Genomic DNA, 17,556 nt, shown 5'->3' with positions numbered 1-17,556 from the left:
CTGTTCGCTCCCCTCGATAAAGACCCATGAGAGGGGCCATTTCCCTGAGCGGATTATTTCGCGGAGTGTTGTCGTGACCCTGCTTTTCGCAGACTCCCTGCTCGATGTGCCGGCGGACCGGTGGGACGCGCTGCTGCCCAGCGCGCAACCTTTTCTGCGCCATGCCTTCCTCAGTGCGCAGGAGGACAGCGGCAGCGTCGGCGGTCGCAGCGGCTGGCAGCCGGCCCACCAGCTGTTGCTCGATGCACACGGCGAGCCGCTGGCGGCACTGCCGGCCTATGTGAAGTACCACTCCTACGGCGAATACGTGTTCGATCACGGCTGGGCGGACGCCTGCCACCGGGCCGGCATCGAGTACTACCCCAAGCTGCTGGGAGCGATTCCCTTCTCGCCGGTGACCGGCCCACGCTTGCTGGGGGACCCGCAGGCCGCGTCGCGGTTGCTCGATGAGCTGACGGCGAGCCTGCAGCCCCAGGGGTTGTCCAGCCTGCACATCAACTTCACCGAAGACACCGCCGACACCCTGCTGCGCGGGCGTGACGGCTGGCTGGAGCGCCTGGGCTGCCAGTACCACTGGAACAACCGCGGCTACCGGGATTTCCAGGACTTTCTCGACAACCTCAGCTCGCGCAAGCGCAAGCAGATGCGCAAGGAGCGCGAGCAGGTGGCGGGGCAGGGCATCAGTTTCGACTGGCGCGAGGGGCATCAGCTCAGCGAGGCCGAGTGGGATTTCGTCTACCACTGCTACGCCAACACCTACCGAGTGCGCGGCCAGGCGCCGTACCTGACGCGGGCGTTCTTCAGCCTGCTGGCCGAGCGCATGCCGGAAGCCATTCGCGTGGTGCTGGCGGTGCAGGGGGGCCGGCGGGTGGCCATGGCCTTCAGCCTGATGGGGGGCGGCAGCCTGTACGGGCGCTATTGGGGTTGCCTGGCGGAGTTCGACCGCCTGCACTTCGAGACCTGCTTCTACCAGGGCATGGAGTACGCGATCGCCCAGGGCGTGCAGCGCTTCGACGCGGGGGCGCAGGGGGAACACAAACTGATTCGCGGCTTCGAGCCGGTGATCACCCGGTCCTGGCACTACCTCTGCCACCCGGGGCTGCGTGATGCGGTGGCCGCATTCCTCGAGGAGGAGCGGGTGGGTATCCAGGCCTACGCCGAAGAGGCTGTGACGCTACTGCCGTATCGGCAGGCGTGAAAGAAAAACCGCGCCTGAAAAGGCGCGGTCGGGGTCGGAACGGAATCAGCCGTGCAGATGGCGGCCGCCCCATTCCAGGTATTTGAGCTTGTGGACTTCGCCCTGGCTGTCTTCGTACACGACGATGACCGGCACGACACCCGCCTTGCTGGAGTTGTCGGTGCGGTGCAGGACCTTTTTGACGTCGACGTCCATGCCGTAGTGGTATTCGGTGGGCGGGATGCCGGCTCCCGGGGTGCGACTGGCGTCTTCGGCGAATACGCTCGGGGCCAGGCTGGAGAGCAGTGCGGTGACCATGGATGCTAGTTTCATGACAGCCGTTCCTCTTGATGGGATCGATCTTGAGCCACTGGAACGCTGCAAACCTGCCGAGAGCGGCAGGGTCTACCGGGCATTGCCCGAGCAGTTGTTCCAACAGGAATCGCAAGGCGTTGCCAGTCCGAGGTTATGACGATAGGAATTGGAAAGCAACCTATCTATTAGTCTCATACCAACAACGCTTGCGAGGCTTCAGTCGATGCCAACGAAGCCGCCGGTCTGGTGCTGCCACAGCCGGGCATAGAGCCCGCCGTGGGCGATCAACTGGTCGTGGCTGCCGCTTTCGACGACCTGGCCCTGGTCGATCACCACCAGGCGATCCATGCGCGCGATGGTCGACAGCCGGTGGGCGATGGCGATGACCGTCTTGCCCTGCATCAGGTTGTCCAGGCTTTCCTGGATCGCCGCTTCGACCTCCGAGTCCAGCGCCGAGGTGGCTTCGTCGAGCACCAGGATCGGTGCATCCTTGAGCAACACGCGGGCAATGGCGATGCGCTGGCGCTGGCCGCCGGACAGCTTCACGCCACGCTCGCCCACCTGGGCATCGAAGCCGATACCACCCTGGCTGTCGTCCAGCCGCGGGATGAAGGTGTCGGCGCGGGCCTTGCGCACCGCCTCCAGAAGCTCGTCCTCGGTGGCGTCGGGCTTGCCATACAGCAGGTTGTCGCGGATCGAACGGTGCAGCAGCGAGGTGTCCTGGGTGACCACGCCGATCTGCGCGCGCAGGCTTTCCTGGGTCACCTCGGCGATGTTCTGGCCGTCGATGAGGATGCGCCCGCTCTCCAGGTCATAGAGGCGCAGCAGCAGGTTGACCAGGGTCGACTTGCCCGCGCCCGAAGGGCCGACCAGGCCGATCTTCTCGCCGGGGCGCACCTGCAGGTCCAGGCCACCGATCACGCCGTGGCGCTTGCCGTAGTGGAAGTGAATGTTCTCGAAGTGCACGCCACCCTGGCTGACCGTCAGCGGCTTGGCCTGCTCCTGGTCGAGCACGTGGCGCGGCTGGACGATGGTTTTCATGCCGTCCTGCACCGTGCCGACGTTCTCGAAGATGCCGTTGACCACCCACATGATCCACTCGGCCATGTTGTTGATGCGGATCACCAGGCCCAGGGCCAGGGCGATGGCCCCGGTGCTGATCAGGTCGCCGCTCCACAGCCACAGGGCGAGGGCGCCGGTGCCGACGATCAGCACGCCGTTGAGGCAGGTGATGACGAAGTCCAGGGTGGTGATGGTGCGCGACTGCAGGCGGAATTTTTCCAGCAGTTCCTGCATGGCGTCACGGGCGTAGTGCTCCTCGACCTGGGTGTGGGCGAACAGCTTGAGGGTGGCGATATTGCTGTAGCCGTCCACCACCCGGCCCATGACCTTGGAGCGCGCGGCCGAGGCGGCGGCCGAGCGGTTCTTGATGCGCGGCACGAAGTACCACAGCGCGCAGCAGTAGCCGGCGATCCACAGCAGCAGCGGTACGACGAGGCGAATGTCGGCGGAGGCGAACAGGTACAGCGCGCTGCCGGCATAGACCGCCACGTGCCACAGGGCGTCGATCACCTGCATGGCCGAATCGCGCAGCGACGGGCCGGTCTGCATGATGCGCTGGGCGATGCGCCCGGCGAAGTCGTTCTGGAAGAAGCCCAGGCTCTGTTTGAGCACGTAGCGGTGGTTCTGCCAGCGGATCAGGTTGGTCAGGCCGGGGTTGATCGTCTGGTGGGTCAGCAGGTTGTGCAGGCCGAACACCAGGGGGCGGATGATCAGCGCCACCAGCAGCATCCACAGCAGGGTGCCCTGGTGCTGCTCGAAGAACTCGCCGCTGGGCGTGTTCTGGGTCATGTCGATGAGCTGGCCGAGGAAGCTGAACAACGCCACTTCGATCAGCGCGGCGAAGAAACCGATCACCAGCACGGCGATCATCAGCGGCCAGACCTGGCGCACGTAGTGCAGGTAGAAGGGCAGGATGCCGGCGGGCGGCTCCACATCGGGGCTGGGTTTGAAAACGTCGATCAGGGCTTCGAAACGGCGAAACAGCATGACAGGCATCCGACCTAGTCGAGAATGAATCCTGATTCTAGCGAGTTTGCCGGGGCGAATGTTGCGCGATGGGCCGACGATGTCGGCGGGGAAGGGCGCGCGGTAGAGGGCACGCCGCGCTGGCGGGCCCTCTACCGGCTTCAGTCACAGCGTCAGAGGCGCTTGGCTTCGATGATCAGCACCGGCTCCAGCGGCACGTTCTGGTGGCCGCCCTTGTTGGCGGTCGGTACCTGGGCGATCTTGTCGACCACGTCCATGCCCTTGACCACCTTGCCGAATACCGCGTAGCCGAAGTCACGGGAACCGTGGTCGAGGAAGGCGTTGTCCTTGTGGTTGATGAAGAACTGGCTGGTGGCCGAATCACGGGCCTGGGTACGGGCCATGGCCAGGGTGCCGCGCACGTTGTGCAGGCCGTTGTCGGCTTCGTTCTTGATCGGCGACTCGGTGTCCTTCTGGCGCAGGTTGGCGTCGAAACCGCCGCCTTGCACCATGAAGCCCGGGATCACGCGGTGGAACTGGGTGCCGGCGTAGTAGCCGCTGTCGACGTAGGCGAGGAAGTTCTTGCTGCTGATCGGCGCTTTTTCCGCCTCCAGCTCGATCTCGATGTCACCGAAGCTGGTGGTCAGCAGTACCTTGGGGTTTTCGGCGGCCAGCAGGCTGGTGGCGAACAGCAGCGAGCAGGCGCCGAGGGCGAGTTTCTTCAACATTCTCAATGGTCCTTGTCGTGGGGTTGGGCGGCCGTTTCGACTTCGGCGAGGAAGGCGAGCAGGCTGCTATTGAAGCGTTGGGGTTGATCCAGGGGTGTGGCGTGCCGCGAATCGTCGATCACCAGCAGGCGGGCGTTCGGCAGTTCGTTTACATAAGCCTGTTTCTGCGCCACCGGTGTGTAGTCGCGGTCGGCGCTGATGACCAGGGTTGGACAGGTGATGCGTGACAGGCGTTCCCGCACGCCCCAGCCGATGATGGCGTCGAGGCTGGCAAGGTAGGCGCGCTTGTCGTTCTGCGGCCAGCGTTCTTCGATCTTGCGCCGCAGCTCGGCCTGTTCCGGTTTGGGGAACAGCAGCTTGCCCAGCGCCTTGGCGATGGCCTCCAGGCTGAGCAGGCGCGACAGGGTCCAGCGCTTGGCGATCTCCAGGCAGTCGCGGGGGCTTTTGGGCTTCACCTCCGGGCCGCTGTTGACGATGGTCAGGCTTTTCAGCCGCTGCGGGTTATCCACGCCGAGCTGGAAGCCGATCATGCCGCCCATGGAAATCCCCACCAGGTGCACCTGCTCCAGGCCCAGGTGATCGAGCAGGGCCACGGCGTCGTCGGCGAAATCGGCGATGCGGTAGCGTTCCCGGGGCTTGTCGGAGCGCCCGTGGCCGCGCACGTCGAGGGCGATCACCCGGTAGTGCGCCGCCAGGTCGGGGATCTGGTACTCCCAGTCGCGGGTGCTCGACCCCAGGCCGTGGATGAGCAGCACCGGGACGGACGCGCCCTGGCCGTATTCTTCATAGTGCAGTTGGCAACCGTCATTATCGAAATAGGGCATGGGGCGACATCCTGTCAGGCCGGTGGCAGTGGTGCACCGAAGGCGGCATTGAGCGGCGCGGCGTCGAAGCGTTGCAGCAGGTCGGTGAGGATCTGCGTGGCCGGGCCGAGGGGTTTGTCCTTGTTCGAATAAAGGAAGAAGGTCGGGCTGCGGGTGCCGCCCTTGTCCAGCGGCAGGGGCTTGAGCAGGCCGTCGGCGAGTTCACGCTCGATCATGTGGCGCGGCAGCCAGGCGAAGCCCAGGCCGCTGCCGACGAAGGTCGCGGCGGTGGCCAGGCTGCCGACGGTCCAGCGCTGTTCGGCGCCGAGCCAGCCGACATCGCGCGGCTGCTCCCGGCCGGAGTCGCGGATCACCACCTGCATCTGGGTTTCCAGGTCCTGAAAGTTCAGTTCGCGCTGCAGGCGATGCAGGGCGTGGTCGGGGTGGGCGACGGCGACGAATTCCACGGCCGTCATTTCCGAACCAAGGAAACCGGGAATGTTGTAACCGCTGATGGCCAGGTCGGCGGTCCCGGCCTTGAGCACTTCCTCGACCCCCGACAGCACCTCTTCACGCAGGCGCACCCGGCAGCCGCGGCTCTGCGGCATGAAGGCGGCGAGGGCGCGCAGCAGGCGGGCGGTGGGGTAGGCGGCGTCGACCACCAGGCGCACCTCGGCCTCCCAGCCCTGTTCCATGTGGTGGGCGAGGTCTTCCAGTTGGCTGGCCTGTTTCACCAGTTGCCGCGAGCGACGCAGCAGCACGTCGCCGGCCTCGGTCAGCACCGCCTTGCGCCCGTCGATGCGCAGCAACGGCACGCCCAATTGGTCCTGCATGCGCGCCACGGTGTAGCTGACCGAGGACTGCGAGCGGTGCAGCACCTCGGCCGCCTGGGCGAATCCGCCCTGGTCGACGACGGCCTGCAGGGTGCGCCACTGATCCAGGGTGACACGGGGTGCTTTCATTATTCCTTCCTATTCACGCCAGCGGTCGGGTGCAAAACCCGGCGAACTCGACCTAAACTGGCAGCCCCTTGGTTGGAGACTGCCGCATGAAAAAACTTTGCTGCGCCTTGCTCATGTCGTTGCCGCTGGGCGCCCTGGCGTATCCGATCGACCTGGAGAAACAGCTCAATGGTGCCGAGGTTTCGGCGTCCACACAGGAAATCGATCACAACATGGGGGCCGTGCTGCTCTACAACTACGGCGAAACCGCGGCCGAATGCCGTGGGGTGTTCCGCAACGGCCCCGAAGCGCCCCGTACGCGCAAGGTGGTGCTGGCACCGGGGCAGAACAGCAGCATGACGATCAAGTTCAACCGCAGCATCATCCGCCTGCGCGTGAACCTGACCTGCGAGCTCAAGTGACGCGCCGCATTTGCCATCGAGCCTAGTGCGGTCTTTTCTATAAATCAACTTAATCGATTATTTGTAGCGGATTTTTACGCTTTTTAATCGATATATGTGTCTCTATTCTCTGCTCCATCCACTTCGCACCCCCTTCGATGGAGCACACCCCATGTCCCGCATTCTGGTTATCGAAAGCAGCGCCCGCCAACAGGGCTCGGTTTCCCGTCAGCTCACCGAGCAGTTCATTGCCCAGTGGCGCGCGGCCAATCCGGCCGACACCCTGACCGTACGTGACCTGGCGGCAAACCCGGTGCCGCACCTGGATGCCAATCTGCTGGGCGGCTGGATGACCCCGAGCGAGCAGCAGAGCGAGGCGGAAAAGGCTGCCCTGGCGCTGTCCAACACCCTCACCGACGAGCTGCTGGCCGCCGATGTGCTGGTGCTCGCGGCGCCGATGTACAACTTCGCCATCCCCAGCACCCTCAAGGCCTGGCTCGACCACGTGCTGCGTGCCGGCGTGACCTTCAAATACACCGAGAACGGCCCGCAAGGCCTGCTCGGCGGCAAGCGCGCCGTGGTGCTGACCGCCCGCGGCGGCATCTACGCCGGCAGTGCCATGGACCACCAGGAGCCCTACCTGCGCCAGGCCCTGGCGTTCGTCGGCATCCACGACGTCAGCTTCATCCATGCCGAAGGCCTGAACCTGGGCAACGAGTTCATGCAAAGGGGCCTGGCCCAGGCCACCGCCCAGGTCGCTCAACTGGCCTGATCGCCACCTGCTTTCGCCTCACGTCTACTCCATGTGTGTCCTTGTTCCGGGGACCACCTTGCCCGGCCCGTCGCCTGAATGACCGGCCGGGCTTTTTTATGGCGCGTGTTCACCTGAAAGGGTCGTGTCTGGCCTGACCCGCCGGCCGGGCAATGTCGATAATTGTCGGACAGCCCCGAACCGGCTAAGGTCGCTGGCCCACGGCAGTCTGCCGATGGCGAGGCCCCGTGGCGGTTCACGGGCGAATACGGCATGAGGTGACACGATGGATCTGTCCGGACGTGGCGTGGCGCTGTCGGTTCTGGCGTCGGTGTTGTTCGCCCTGATTCCCGGCTACGTGCGGCACCTGGAGCCGCTCGATGGCGTGCAGGTGTTTGCCCAGCGCGTGCTCTGGTCGATCCCGGCGGTGTTGCTGCTGGTGGTCCTGGCCCGCCAGGGCGCGGTGCTGCGCGCGACCCTGGGGCGTTTTCGCCGCGAGCCGCTGCTGCTGGCCGCCTTGCCCCTGTCGGCCGCGCTGATCGGCGTGCAGTGGGGGCTGTTCGTCTGGGCGCCGCTGATCGGGCACATGCTCGACCTGTCCCTGGGGTATTTCCTGTTTCCGCTGGTGGCGGTGCTGGCCGGCCGCGTGTTCTATGGGGAACGCCTGCGGCCGTTGCTGAAGGTCGCGGTGTTCTGCGCCTGCCTGGGTGTGGCCCACGAACTGTGGCGTGCCCAGACATTCTCCTGGGTAACGCTGGCCACCGCCCTGGGGTATCCGCCGTACCTGATGCTGCGCCGCTGGATGAGCCTGGATGCGCTGTCCGGCTTCATCCTGGAGATGCTGATGCTGGCGCCGCTGGCCATCTGGCTGATCGTCGCCTGGTCGCCGCCCGGGGTCTTCGAGACCACGCCGCAGCTCTGGTGGCTGCTACCGGGCATGGCGCTGCTCGGCACCCTGGCATTCGCCTCGATGATGGCGGCCAGCCGGCTGTTGCCGCTGGGGCTGTTCGGCATCCTCAGTTACGTCGAGCCGGTGCTGCTGTTCCTGGTGGCGCTGGTGTTCCTGGGCGAGGTCTTCGATGCCCAGCAATGGATGACCTACCTGCCGATCTGGATGGCCGTGGTGCTGGTGGGCTGGGACAGCACCCGCCTGCTGATCAAGCAGCGCGGGTAGGGCCCGCGTTCAATCCAGGACGTTGCGCAGCACCTCGTAGACGATCCCGGTGGCGATCGCGATCAGAACCACATCGGTACCGACCTGCTGCCACTCATAGCCGTCGTAGCGGGGCAGCTTGCCCAGCAGGCGGCTGTCGAAGCGCTTGGCGATCCCCGGTGGCAGCGGCTTGCCGCGGGCCAGGTTCTTGGCGATGCCGGGCGGCAGGGCGCTGGTCGGGCCGATCAGGTGGCGGTTGTCACCGAGGATGAGGCGCACCGCATCCAGGTCGATGCTGGGCCCGTGCTGGCTGCCGTGGGCCTCGCCGTTATGGCCACCGTGCTTGCCGGGATGATCCTTGGGCGCGGCCTGGGCGCCGACGCTGACGGCCAGGCTGACGGCGATCAGCAGGCCGCGGGCTAGCGTTTTTCTCATGGCGAACTCCTGTGTCAGTGCTGGGGGTAGGCCCGGCAGCCAGTGCCGTTCCTCGGTTCTCCGATCAACAGTATGGCTGCGGACGCAAAGAAATTCGGCCCCGGCGCGGGAAACCGTTACGCTATGCAGCTGATATTTCGTTTTTCGCCGAGGTCCTACCCGTGTTTTCCCAATTCGCCCTGCATGAACGCCTGCTGAAAGCCGTGGCCGAGCTGAACTTTGTCGAGCCCACTCCGGTGCAGGCGGCCGCCATTCCGGCAGCACTGCAGGGGCGGGACCTGCGGGTCATCGCGCAGACCGGCAGCGGCAAGACCGCAGCCTTCGTGCTGCCGATGCTCAACCGCCTGCTGGGCGATGGTACGTCCCAGGCGCGCCTGAGCATCCGTGCGGTGATCCTGCTGCCGACCCGCGAGCTGGCCCAGCAGACCCTCAAGGAAGTCGAGCGCTTCGCCCAGTTCACCTTCCTCAAGGCCGGCCTGATCACCGGCGGCGAGGACTTCAAGGTGCAGGCCGCGATGCTGCGCCGGGTGGACATCCTGATCGGCACCCCGGGGCGCCTGATCGAACACGCCAACGCCGGCAACCTGCAGTTGAACGAAGTCGAGGTGCTGGTGCTGGACGAAGCCGACCGCATGCTCGACATGGGCTTCGCCGAAGACGTGCAGCGCCTGGCCGAGCTGTGCAATGCCCAGCGCCAGACCCTGCTGTTCTCCGCCACCACTGGCGGCAACGCCATGCGCGAGGTAATCGGCAAGGTCCTGAAGGAGCCGGAGCACCTGCTGCTCAACCGCGTCAGCCAGCTCAACGAAGGCACCCGCCAGCAGATCATCACCGCCGACCACAACCACCACAAAGAGCAGATGGTCGACTGGCTGCTGGCCAACGAGACCTACGACAAGGCGATCATCTTCACCAACACCCGGGTCCAGGCCGACCGCCTGTACGGCAAGCTGGTCGCCCGTGAGTTCAAGGTGTTCGTGCTGCACGGCGAGAAGGACCAGAAGGACCGCAAGCTGGCCATCGACCGCCTCAAGCAGGGCGCGGTGAAGATCCTGGTGGCCACCGACGTCGCGGCCCGCGGCCTGGACGTGGACGGCCTGGACCTGGTGATCAACTTCGACATGCCGCGCTCCGGCGACGAATACGTGCACCGCATCGGCCGCACCGGCCGTGCCGGTGGCGACGGCCTGGCGATCTCGCTGATCTGCCACAACGACTGGAACCTGATGTCGAGCATCGAGCGCTACCTCAAGCAGCGTTTCGAGCGCCGTACCATCAAGGAGCTGAAGGGTACCTACCAGGGGCCGAAGAACCTCAAGGCGTCCGGCAAGGCCGCGGGCACCAAGAAGAAAAAGGTCGATGGCAAGGCGGTGAAGAAAGGCGCGGCGAAGAAGGCGCCGGCCAAGACCCCGAGTAAGCGCAACACGGCCAACAAGCCGAAGAGCGACGCCCCGGTGGTCAGCCAGGACGGCCTGGCGCCGCTGAAGCGCCGCAAGCCAGCGGCGGAGTAAGGGCGAGCCGCCCCTCGCCAGTGATACAAAAAGCCCGCATGACGCGGGCTTTTTGTTGGCTTCATTTCGGCAAGATCAGGATCTTGCCGTCGCGCTCGCCGCTGGCGGCGGCTGCCACGGCGTCCTTGATCTGGCTGATGTCGTAGGTGGCGGCCACCCGGGTGCGCAGCTTGCCGGCGGCGATGAGCTGGGTCAGCTCGCCGAAGACTTTCATCTGCTCGGCCGGGGTCGCGTTGCGGAACCACTTGGCCAGCCAGAAGCCGCGCAGGGTCACGTCGCGGAACACGAAGGAGGCGGGCGACACCTGACAGGGCTGGCGGCTCATCATGCCGTAGTTGACCAGCACGGCACCGTCGCTGAGGCTGGCGGCCAGGTGATCGGTGGAGGCGCCGCCCACGGCGTCGATCCCCAGGCGTACCGGGGCATTGTTGGTGGCGGCGCGCACGCGCTTGGCCAGGTCCGGCCCGTCGACCAGCACCACGTCGCCGCCTTCGGCCTCCACCGCGGCCACCGCCGATTCGCGGCGCACCACGTTCAGCGTCCTGAAGCCGCGCAGCTTGGCCAACTGGATCAGGTAGCTGCCGACCCCGGAGTTGGCGGCGTTCTGGATCACCCAGTCGCCCGGTTGCAGGTCGACGAACTCGCTGAGCATCAGCGAGGCGGTCGGCGGGTTGACGGTCATCATCGCCAGTTGCTGGGGATCGGCTTCCGGCAGCGGGATCAGTTTGTTGGCCGGGGCGTTCAGGTGGCTGACCCAGGTGCCGCAACCCACCGGCAGCAGCACCAGCTGGCCGACCTTGAGGTGGCTGACGTCCGGGCCCAGGGCTTCGACCCGCCCCACGCCTTCATTGCCGCCCACCGCGGGCAGCGGCGGCAGCATGCCGTATTCGCCAGTCAGGGTGAGCACGTCCGAGGGGTTGATGGGCGCAGCTTCGACCTTGACCCGTACTTCGCCCTGGGCCGGCGCCGCCAGTGTCAGTTCGACGGCTTCGATGACGTCCTGCGGAACGGGGCCGCGACGCTGGTATTCGGCTTTGAGCATGGAAGTTCTCCGATGGCGATAGGGGATTGGTGAGCCGTTGAGTCTAGCTGGCAGCGGCCGTCGCGGGACGAATCCCGCGTTATCGATCCGGGTGATCGGGCGCGGCTCAGCGCACCCGGTCGCGGCTCTTCACCGCCAGGTCCAGGGCTTTCTGCATGTCCAGGCGCGCGGAGAGACCGATGTCCGGGTTGTTCAGCTCGAAGTTGCGCTCCGAGGGCAGGATCGGCGCGGTGAGGTCTTCGGCGTCGGTGGGTTCGAAGTCGAATTCCTCGCCCAGGGTCATGGCGCTGCGCCGCAGCAGCATGCGCAGCTGTTCCGGCTTCAGTTCCGGGTTGATCGACAGCAGCCCGGCGACGATGCCGGTGACCATCGGCGTGGCGTAGGAGGTGCCGCAGTGGGTGTCGCCCTGTTCATCTTCCTTCAGCGTCGAGGCACGGGCACAGGCCGCGGCACTGATGTCGACCCGGGTGTCGATATTGGAGGAGTTGCGCTTGACCACGTAGGCCGGGTCGTCCACCGAGACGTCCTCGCGCTCGCTGCGCTGGTGGCCGCCGACCACCAGCAACTGGTCGGTAACGAAGGAGGAGGGCAGCCGGTATTCGTCGGCACCCGACAGCGACGAGCCGTTGCCGGCCGAGTTCACCACCACCACGTCCGGATGCTCGCGGCGCAGCCACAGGAAGAATTCCTCGAGCAGCTCTTCGTAGCCGCTCATGGCCAGGCCGGAGCGCACCAGGGAATCGATCTCGTCGCCCTGGATGTTCCTGGCGCCGATGCGGTGGATGCCCCAGCTCCAGTTGAGCACCCGCACGCCGTCTTCGATGAGGTTGACCGAGGCCGCGATGTTGGCGGTGATGCCGGCGTCCGAGTTGCGCTCGACGATCACCTCGAAGCCGGGGCCGGCACCGTCCAGCCCTCGCAGGAAGCCAGTGTTGCCGCCCTTGTCCCAGCGCGCCGCGAGGATGCCGGTGACGGTGGTGCCGTGGCCGTCCGGGGCTTGCGCATCACGGGCGTAGACCCGGGTGTGCGGGGTGCGCTTCGCGTCGCGTGGTGCATCCCCCAGGTAATCGTTGAAGTCGGCGGCATCGAAGTCGACGTTGCGCTCGATGATGCCGATGCGCACCGGGGTGGTGGGGATCGGCGCGGCCTTGGCAGGGATGCGCCGCTGGTAGTAGTTCACCGCGTCGAGAAAGCGGTTGGCCGCCCACTCGTTTTCGTTCGGGGTCTTTTCCAGTTGAGCCGGCGTGCGTTCGTTTTCCTCGGCGGACGACTCCTCGATCACCACGGCGTCTACGCTGATCTCGCTGCCCAGGCGCAGCACCATGGCGTCGCGCTCGGTGAGGTCTTTTGCCGGCAGGCGCAGCTGGTAGGTGTTGAGCGGCGGGATCGCGCCCACCACCTCGGCACCGTATTTCTTCGCCAGCTTGCGGGACACCTCCAGGCCGTCGGCGTCCTCCTCGATAATCAGGCTGACCAGGTCGATGTAGGTGGTCAGCCCGTCCATGTTCTTCGTCACTTCCCGGGGCGTGGCCGCCAGCACGTGGCTGCCATTGAGGGTCAGCCAGACCGGGTTGCTCGGCTTGCCGTCCTGCTCCAGCCACAGCGGGCCGCTGGTGTGGTCCTTGCGCTTGAGCGTCAGGCGCACCGTCTGTCCTTCATGGGTGAAGGTGGCGTCCGGCAGGCGCTTGCCGCCCAGCTTCACCTCCAGGGGGCCGCTGCCCAGGCCTCGGGTGTCGAGGCAGAAGGTCAGGGTCTCCGAAACCAGCAGGTCGCCGCAGCGCTTCAGGTTGCTCAGGCGCAGGGGGTCGGCGGCGTAAGCGCTCCCGCAGGCAGAGGCGACCAGGAGCGTGGCGAGAAGGGGGCGGATGAGGGGCATGGCATCGGGTACCTGTGCATGGGGCTGACGTTGCTCTGACTCGAAGCGGCGGCTGATGTTCAGTACGCGTAGGAAGCGCCAACCGGGCACGCTATGCTGCCTGTAAGTCAGTCAAAGGAGTAGGCATGAGGTGGATTGGAGTGGTGGTGTTGTGCCTGGCCAGCCTGACGGCGGGGGCAGAGACGCTGCGTATCGGGTTCGGAACCCACAAGCCGCCTTACATCTTCGAGGGGGAAGCGAAAGGGTTGGAGTACGACATCGTCGTCGCGGCGGCACGCTCGGCCGGCTATACGACGGAGATCCACTACCTGCCGCTGGAGCGCTTGCACCTGTTGCTGCGCCGTGGCGAGATCGACGCGATTACCCCCACCAACGAATTCAGTGGCGTGCCGGCGCACTACTCGACGCCGCATATCCTCTATGAAAACGTGGCGGTGGCGCTGCAGGCGCGGCACTTGAAGATCGAACGCATCGCCGACCTCGAGGCCCATTCGGTCAGTGCTTTCCAGCGTGCCCGCTACCTGCTCGGCAGCGAGTTCCAGGCGATGAGCGAGCGCAACCCGCGCTACCGCGAGGAAGCGCACCAGATTGCGCGCAACCGCCTGCTGTACAGCGGGCGGATCGACGTGGTGGTCGGCGACCTGCGGGTCCTGCGCTACTTCAACCGCGAGGTGTACACCCAGGTCGATGTCAGCCAGCCGGTGACCGTGTACCGGGTGTTCCCGCTGACGGCCTACCAGGTCGGCTTTCGCCTGGCCGAGCAGCGTGATCGTTTCAACCAGGGGCTGGAGCACATTCGTGCCAGTGGCGAGTACGAGGCCATTGAACGGCGCTATGCGATCTACTGAAACGCCCGCTGCAGACACCTTCTGACATCAACGGTAATGGTCTCGGAGCTGAATGGCAGTCCTGGCTGATGCACTATCAGCGGCTGCCGATCTGCCGCCCTTGCATGGAGCCTTCGATGTCGCACACCTACCTGTTACCGATCATGGGATTTGCCGCTGCCCTGGCAGCCGCCTCGGCCATGGCCGAAGAACGCACCTTTTCCAGCGAGCGCGGCACCGTGCAGGTGTCGTCGCTGCTCGACGGCCTGGAGCACCCCTGGGGCATGGCCTTCCTGCCCGATGAGCAGGGCGTGCTGGTGACCGAGCGCCCGGGCCGCCTGCGCCTGGTCAGTCTGCAGGGCGCGTTGTCCGAGCCGATTGCCGGTGTGCCGGCTGTCTATGCCAGGGGCCAGGGCGGTTTGCTGGACGTGGTGCTGTCCCCGACCTTCGCCACCGATCGCCTGGTCTACCTGTCCTACGCCGAGGCGGGTGACGACGATCAGGCCGGCACCACGGTCGGCCGCGGCACGCTGTCGGCAGACAACCGTCGCCTGGAGGGTTTCGAGGTGATCTTCCAGCAGCTGCCGAAACTCTCCACCGGCGCGCATTTCGGTTCGCGCCTGGTGTTCGACCGCGAGGGCTATCTGTTTATCGCCCTGGGTGACAACAACCAGCGCCCGACCTCCCAGGACCTCGACAAGCTGCAGGGCAAGGTGGTGCGTCTGCACCCCGACGGCAAGGTGCCGAGCGACAACCCCTTCGTCGATGAGTCGGGTGCCCGCCCGGAAATCTGGTCCTATGGCCACCGCAACCAGCAGGGGGCGGCGCTCAACCCCTGGAGCGGGCGGCTCTGGACCCATGAACACGGGCCGCGCGGCGGCGACGAAGTCAATATTCCCCAGGCTGGCAAGAACTACGGCTGGCCGCTGGCGACCCACGGCGTGAACTATTCGATGCTGCCGATTCCCGAAGCCGAGGGCGAAACCGTCGAGGGCACGGAGCCGCCGCATCACGTCTGGGAAAAGTCGCCGGCGATCAGCGGTATGGCGTTCTACGACGCCGAACGTTTCAAGGCCTGGCAGCACAGCCTGTTTATCGGCGCGCTGTCCGGGCAGGTGCTGATTCGCCTGGAACTGGAGGGCGACCAGATCACCCATGAAGAGCGTCTGGACTTCGATGCCCGGATTCGCGACGTGCGCCAGGGCCCCGACGGCTTCCTCTACGTGCTGACCGATACGCCCAGCGGTCAGTTGCTGCGTGTAGGCCTGCAGCCGTAAGCGGGCCTAGCGGGTCAGGGCTTCGTCGTCTTCGTTCTGCGCGGCCAGCAGGTCGGTTTCCAACGGCTTGCTGACCACGCTGAAGTCGACGATTTCGATCGCCCCGCGGCCCTGGCCGAGCAGGTGGAAGGAAAAGGCCTTGCGGGTGTCGAGGTTGTCGAAGCTGAAGGTCACCTCTAGCGGCTTGCCCGGCATCAGCCGTGGTAGCTGAGGAATCGGCAAGGCCACGTCGCGGTCGAACTCCTTGGTCTTCAACTGCAGCGTGGCGCCCTCGGCGCTCATGCGCACCGGGCGAATTTTCAGGGTCACGGTGGTCTGGGTGCCCGACGGCAATTCCAGGTACTGCGCGCCGACCAGGTTGTCCGCCCAGTCATCTCCCGCCTTGGGCTTGAGCAGCATGCGTTCACGGTTGGCGAACTGGTACTGCTGGTCCAGCAGGCCATTGTGCAAGGACTGGTCGAGCAGGGCGGCGCGCTGGCTGACCAGGCGCGCCTCGCGTCCGCTGAAGCGTCCCAGGTAATCGGCCCGGTCGGCGATGAAGCCCGGGCTGGCGTAGCGGCGGCAGACCTGCTGGAAATCGCATTCGATGAAGGTGCCCTGGCCGTCGTGCTGGCGCAGCAGGCCGTTGGTGTACGACATCATCGAGCGCCCCTGTGTGTAGCTGCGCAGCAGCGAGCGGCCGGCAATGCCTTCCGGTACGGTCAGGGCGAAGTAATCCAGCACCGAGGCGGTCAGGTCGACATGGCCGTAGACCCCGTCCTTGATGAACGGCAGCTTCTCCTGCTCGGGGGCGAGCATCAGGTTGAAGCCCCACGCCGATGCCAGGCGGACGTTCTCCAGCCCGTGGGATTCGTCGGACGTGACCAGCACCAGGGTGTCCTTGAGCACGCCTTGTTTTTCCAGGGCGGTGAGGAAGTCGGCCACGGCATCGTCGAGGTAGGCGATGGCGGCCTGCTTGGCCCCGGGGTAGCGCTTGAGGTAGTCCGCTGGTGCAGAGTAAGGCTGGTGGGTGCCGACCGTGAGCAGGGTGAGCATCCAGGGTTTCTTCTGCTGGCGCAGCTGCTTCACGTAGCCCAGGGCGCCCTCGAAGAACGCCTTGTCGTCCATGCCCCAGGGGAATTCCAGGTAGGGCTTGTTCTTGAACCAGGTGCGGCCGAGGGTCTTGTCGAAGCCCATGCGCGGCATGATCTGATCCTTGGCCATGAAGCGCAGCCCGGCGCCCTGCAGGTAGTGGGTGCTGAAGCCGTGCTGGCGCAGCTGGGCCGGCAGGCAGAGGTCGCTGCGTTTCGGGTTGTTCAGCAGCTCGATGCCTTTTGGCGTGCCGGAGTCGAGCTTGCTGTAGTCGCCGCAGAGCATGGCGTACAGGCCGCGGATGGTCTGGTGACTGTGCAGCACGTAGTCCGGGGTGAGCATGCCGCGCTCGGCCCACTGGCTGAGGCGCGGCATCAGCGATTCGTCGTAGCGGCTGCCGATGGCCTGGCGGCTGGCGGCCAGGTAGGCACCGGGAATGCCTTCCAGGGTGATGATCAGAACGTTGCGCGCCTTGCCGGGGTCCGCCAGCAGGGGCGTGCCGCTGAGGTCCAGCTGGTTGAACGGGCTGATGTCCGGCGGGCTGGCGGGCTTGCCGCCGGCCTGCCAGTCCTCCAGGTGCAGCTGGGCCGCGCTCAGGCTTTCCGCCAGCAGCTTGTGCGGCAGGTTGAACTGCATCCACTGGCTGGCTTCGCTGGGCGTGCGGTATTGGTAGACCGCATGGGCGCCGAGCAACAGCAGCGGCACCAGCAGCCAGGCGAGGGCCAGGGGGCGGCGGGTCCGGGCCGGTTGGCGCCAGCGCAGCAGCAGGTAGAGACCGAGCGACCCTGCCAGGCCGAGGGCGATCCAGGGGTGGCTCAGGCCGCCGCCCTGGGTGGAATGGCTGACGAACTGCGGATCGCCCAGGTATTCGAGGTCCGAGGGTTCCGGCATGCGCCCCACCGCGCTGACCAGCTCGACAGTGCCCAGCGTGAACAGACTCCAGCCCAGCAGCAGGGGCAGCGTCAGCAGCCAGGCGCGCTGGTGCAGGGCAACCAGCAGCAGGCTGCCAATGGCGAGGTCAGACAGGTAGCCGAAGGGGTGGGACCACCCGAGGGCGTAGCGGCTGAGCAAGGGCACCGCGAGCACAAGAAAACCCAGGGCCAGCAGGGAACTGGTCGGGTGGTGCAGCCAGCGGCTGTATGTGCGCACAAGTACTCCAGAGGCAATTGCCATTCGACTTCAACGGCAGTGCCGAGCCCACCGCAGAGCGGTCTGACATA

General features: G+C 66.0%; 16 protein-coding genes. 7 read left to right on the top strand and 9 right to left on the bottom strand.

The window, feature by feature from the left end; translation table 11 throughout:
• Nucleotides 1-73: 73 nt before the first annotated feature.
• Nucleotides 74-1,198: a GNAT family N-acetyltransferase gene (locus N5C28_RS03055; protein ID WP_279819940.1), complete on the top strand. Its 1,125-nt coding sequence runs from the start codon at nucleotides 74-76 to the stop codon at nucleotides 1,196-1,198.
• Nucleotides 1,199-1,243: 45 nt separating this feature from the next.
• Here N5C28_RS03055 and N5C28_RS03050 read toward each other — a convergent pair whose 3' ends face one another.
• The 5 genes from N5C28_RS03050 to N5C28_RS03030 form a co-directional block, all read right to left on the bottom strand.
• Nucleotides 1,244-1,510 carry a DUF2790 domain-containing protein gene (locus tag N5C28_RS03050; protein ID WP_279819937.1) on the bottom strand — a complete coding sequence of 89 codons (267 nt, stop codon included), beginning with the start codon at nucleotides 1,508-1,510 and terminating at the stop codon, nucleotides 1,244-1,246.
• Between the two features lie 198 nt (nucleotides 1,511-1,708).
• Complete coding sequence (locus N5C28_RS03045) at nucleotides 1,709-3,541, bottom strand: ABC transporter ATP-binding protein (protein WP_279819935.1); 1,833 nt, start codon at nucleotides 3,539-3,541, stop codon at nucleotides 1,709-1,711.
• A 152-nt stretch (nucleotides 3,542-3,693) separates the two neighbouring features.
• Nucleotides 3,694-4,248 carry a peptidylprolyl isomerase gene (locus N5C28_RS03040; RefSeq protein WP_279819933.1) on the bottom strand — a complete coding sequence of 185 codons (555 nt, stop codon included), beginning with the start codon at nucleotides 4,246-4,248 and terminating at the stop codon, nucleotides 3,694-3,696.
• 2 nt (nucleotides 4,249-4,250) lie between these two features.
• Nucleotides 4,251-5,072 carry an alpha/beta fold hydrolase gene (locus tag N5C28_RS03035; protein ID WP_279819932.1) on the bottom strand — a complete coding sequence of 274 codons (822 nt, stop codon included), beginning with the start codon at nucleotides 5,070-5,072 and terminating at the stop codon, nucleotides 4,251-4,253.
• 14 nt (nucleotides 5,073-5,086) lie between these two features.
• Nucleotides 5,087-6,013, bottom strand: a complete 927-nt coding sequence (locus N5C28_RS03030) for a LysR family transcriptional regulator (protein WP_279819930.1) — start codon at nucleotides 6,011-6,013, stop codon at nucleotides 5,087-5,089.
• 86 nt (nucleotides 6,014-6,099) lie between these two features.
• Here N5C28_RS03030 and N5C28_RS03025 point away from each other — a divergent pair, with 86 nt between their 5' ends.
• The 3 genes from N5C28_RS03025 to rarD all read left to right on the top strand — a co-directional run bounded on the left by N5C28_RS03025 (nucleotide 6,100) and on the right by rarD (nucleotide 8,318).
• The gene (locus N5C28_RS03025; RefSeq protein ID WP_279819928.1) at nucleotides 6,100-6,414 is read left to right on the top strand and encodes a 3-phosphoglycerate kinase; all 315 of its coding nucleotides are present in this window, start codon (nucleotides 6,100-6,102) and stop codon (nucleotides 6,412-6,414) included.
• A gap of 151 nt (nucleotides 6,415-6,565) precedes the next feature.
• Nucleotides 6,566-7,165 (top strand): FMN-dependent NADH-azoreductase, encoded by a 600-nt coding sequence (locus tag N5C28_RS03020; protein WP_279819927.1) that lies wholly within the window; start codon nucleotides 6,566-6,568, stop codon nucleotides 7,163-7,165.
• Nucleotides 7,166-7,430: 265 nt separating this feature from the next.
• On the top strand, nucleotides 7,431-8,318 hold the full coding sequence (gene rarD, locus N5C28_RS03015; protein ID WP_279819925.1) for an EamA family transporter RarD: 888 nt from the start codon (nucleotides 7,431-7,433) through the stop codon (nucleotides 8,316-8,318).
• Between the two features lie 9 nt (nucleotides 8,319-8,327).
• Here the strand turns inward: rarD and N5C28_RS03010 are convergent, their stop codons facing one another.
• A complete protein-coding gene (locus tag N5C28_RS03010; protein WP_279819922.1) occupies nucleotides 8,328-8,732 on the bottom strand; it encodes an anti-virulence regulator CigR family protein in 405 nt (134 codons plus the stop codon).
• Between the two features lie 161 nt (nucleotides 8,733-8,893).
• Here N5C28_RS03010 and N5C28_RS03005 point away from each other — a divergent pair, with 161 nt between their 5' ends.
• Nucleotides 8,894-10,243, top strand: coding sequence for a DEAD/DEAH box helicase (locus N5C28_RS03005; RefSeq protein WP_279819921.1), 1,350 nt, complete (start codon nucleotides 8,894-8,896; stop codon nucleotides 10,241-10,243).
• Between the two features lie 61 nt (nucleotides 10,244-10,304).
• Here the strand turns inward: N5C28_RS03005 and N5C28_RS03000 are convergent, their stop codons facing one another.
• Both N5C28_RS03000 and N5C28_RS02995 read right to left on the bottom strand, forming a co-directional pair.
• Nucleotides 10,305-11,285: a zinc-dependent alcohol dehydrogenase family protein gene (locus N5C28_RS03000; protein WP_279819919.1), complete on the bottom strand. Its 981-nt coding sequence runs from the start codon at nucleotides 11,283-11,285 to the stop codon at nucleotides 10,305-10,307.
• Nucleotides 11,286-11,391: 106 nt separating this feature from the next.
• Entirely contained in the window at nucleotides 11,392-13,161 is a 1,770-nt protein-coding gene (locus tag N5C28_RS02995) for a S8/S53 family peptidase (protein WP_279819918.1), read from the bottom strand.
• 125 nt (nucleotides 13,162-13,286) lie between these two features.
• Between N5C28_RS02995 and N5C28_RS02990 the strand changes: the two genes are divergently transcribed.
• Together N5C28_RS02990 and N5C28_RS02985 are read left to right on the top strand one after the other, a co-directional pair.
• Complete coding sequence (locus tag N5C28_RS02990; RefSeq protein ID WP_279819916.1) at nucleotides 13,287-14,009, top strand: transporter substrate-binding domain-containing protein; 723 nt, start codon at nucleotides 13,287-13,289, stop codon at nucleotides 14,007-14,009.
• Nucleotides 14,010-14,152: 143 nt separating this feature from the next.
• Entirely contained in the window at nucleotides 14,153-15,265 is a 1,113-nt protein-coding gene (locus N5C28_RS02985; protein WP_279820337.1) for a PQQ-dependent sugar dehydrogenase, read from the top strand.
• Between the two features lie 6 nt (nucleotides 15,266-15,271).
• On the opposite strand, the gene N5C28_RS02980 is transcribed toward N5C28_RS02985, so the two are convergent.
• Entirely contained in the window at nucleotides 15,272-17,485 is a 2,214-nt protein-coding gene (locus N5C28_RS02980) for an LTA synthase family protein (RefSeq protein ID WP_279819914.1), read from the bottom strand.
• Nucleotides 17,486-17,556: the final 71 nt, after the last annotated feature.

The organism is Pseudomonas sp. GD03944 (genome assembly GCF_029839275.1).
In the GTDB taxonomy this organism is placed as follows: domain Bacteria; phylum Pseudomonadota; class Gammaproteobacteria; order Pseudomonadales; family Pseudomonadaceae; genus Aquipseudomonas.
The sequence above is the reverse complement of the archived record's forward strand: the minus strand, read 5'-3'. Positions and strand labels throughout refer to the sequence as shown.

What these genes read in the sequence shown, in the direction of transcription:
- N5C28_RS03050 (WP_279819937.1), bottom strand. Translation starts at nt 1,510, where the DNA reads ATGAAACTAGCATCCATGGTCACCGCACTGCTCTCCAGCCTGGCCCCG.
- N5C28_RS03045 (WP_279819935.1), bottom strand. Translation starts at nt 3,541, where the DNA reads ATGCTGTTTCGCCGTTTCGAAGCCCTGATCGACGTTTTCAAACCCAGC.
- N5C28_RS03040 (WP_279819933.1), bottom strand. Translation starts at nt 4,248, where the DNA reads ATGTTGAAGAAACTCGCCCTCGGCGCCTGCTCGCTGCTGTTCGCCACC.
- N5C28_RS03035 (WP_279819932.1), bottom strand. Translation starts at nt 5,072, where the DNA reads ATGCCCTATTTCGATAATGACGGTTGCCAACTGCACTATGAAGAATAC.
- N5C28_RS03030 (WP_279819930.1), bottom strand. Translation starts at nt 6,013, where the DNA reads ATGAAAGCACCCCGTGTCACCCTGGATCAGTGGCGCACCCTGCAGGCC.
- N5C28_RS03025 (WP_279819928.1), top strand. Translation starts at nt 6,100, where the DNA reads ATGAAAAAACTTTGCTGCGCCTTGCTCATGTCGTTGCCGCTGGGCGCC.
- N5C28_RS03020 (WP_279819927.1), top strand. Translation starts at nt 6,566, where the DNA reads ATGTCCCGCATTCTGGTTATCGAAAGCAGCGCCCGCCAACAGGGCTCG.
- rarD (WP_279819925.1), top strand. Translation starts at nt 7,431, where the DNA reads ATGGATCTGTCCGGACGTGGCGTGGCGCTGTCGGTTCTGGCGTCGGTG.
- N5C28_RS03010 (WP_279819922.1), bottom strand. Translation starts at nt 8,732, where the DNA reads ATGAGAAAAACGCTAGCCCGCGGCCTGCTGATCGCCGTCAGCCTGGCC.
- N5C28_RS03000 (WP_279819919.1), bottom strand. Translation starts at nt 11,285, where the DNA reads ATGCTCAAAGCCGAATACCAGCGTCGCGGCCCCGTTCCGCAGGACGTC.
- N5C28_RS02995 (WP_279819918.1), bottom strand. Translation starts at nt 13,161, where the DNA reads ATGCCCCTCATCCGCCCCCTTCTCGCCACGCTCCTGGTCGCCTCTGCC.
- N5C28_RS02990 (WP_279819916.1), top strand. Translation starts at nt 13,287, where the DNA reads ATGAGGTGGATTGGAGTGGTGGTGTTGTGCCTGGCCAGCCTGACGGCG.
- N5C28_RS02985 (WP_279820337.1), top strand. Translation starts at nt 14,153, where the DNA reads ATGGGATTTGCCGCTGCCCTGGCAGCCGCCTCGGCCATGGCCGAAGAA.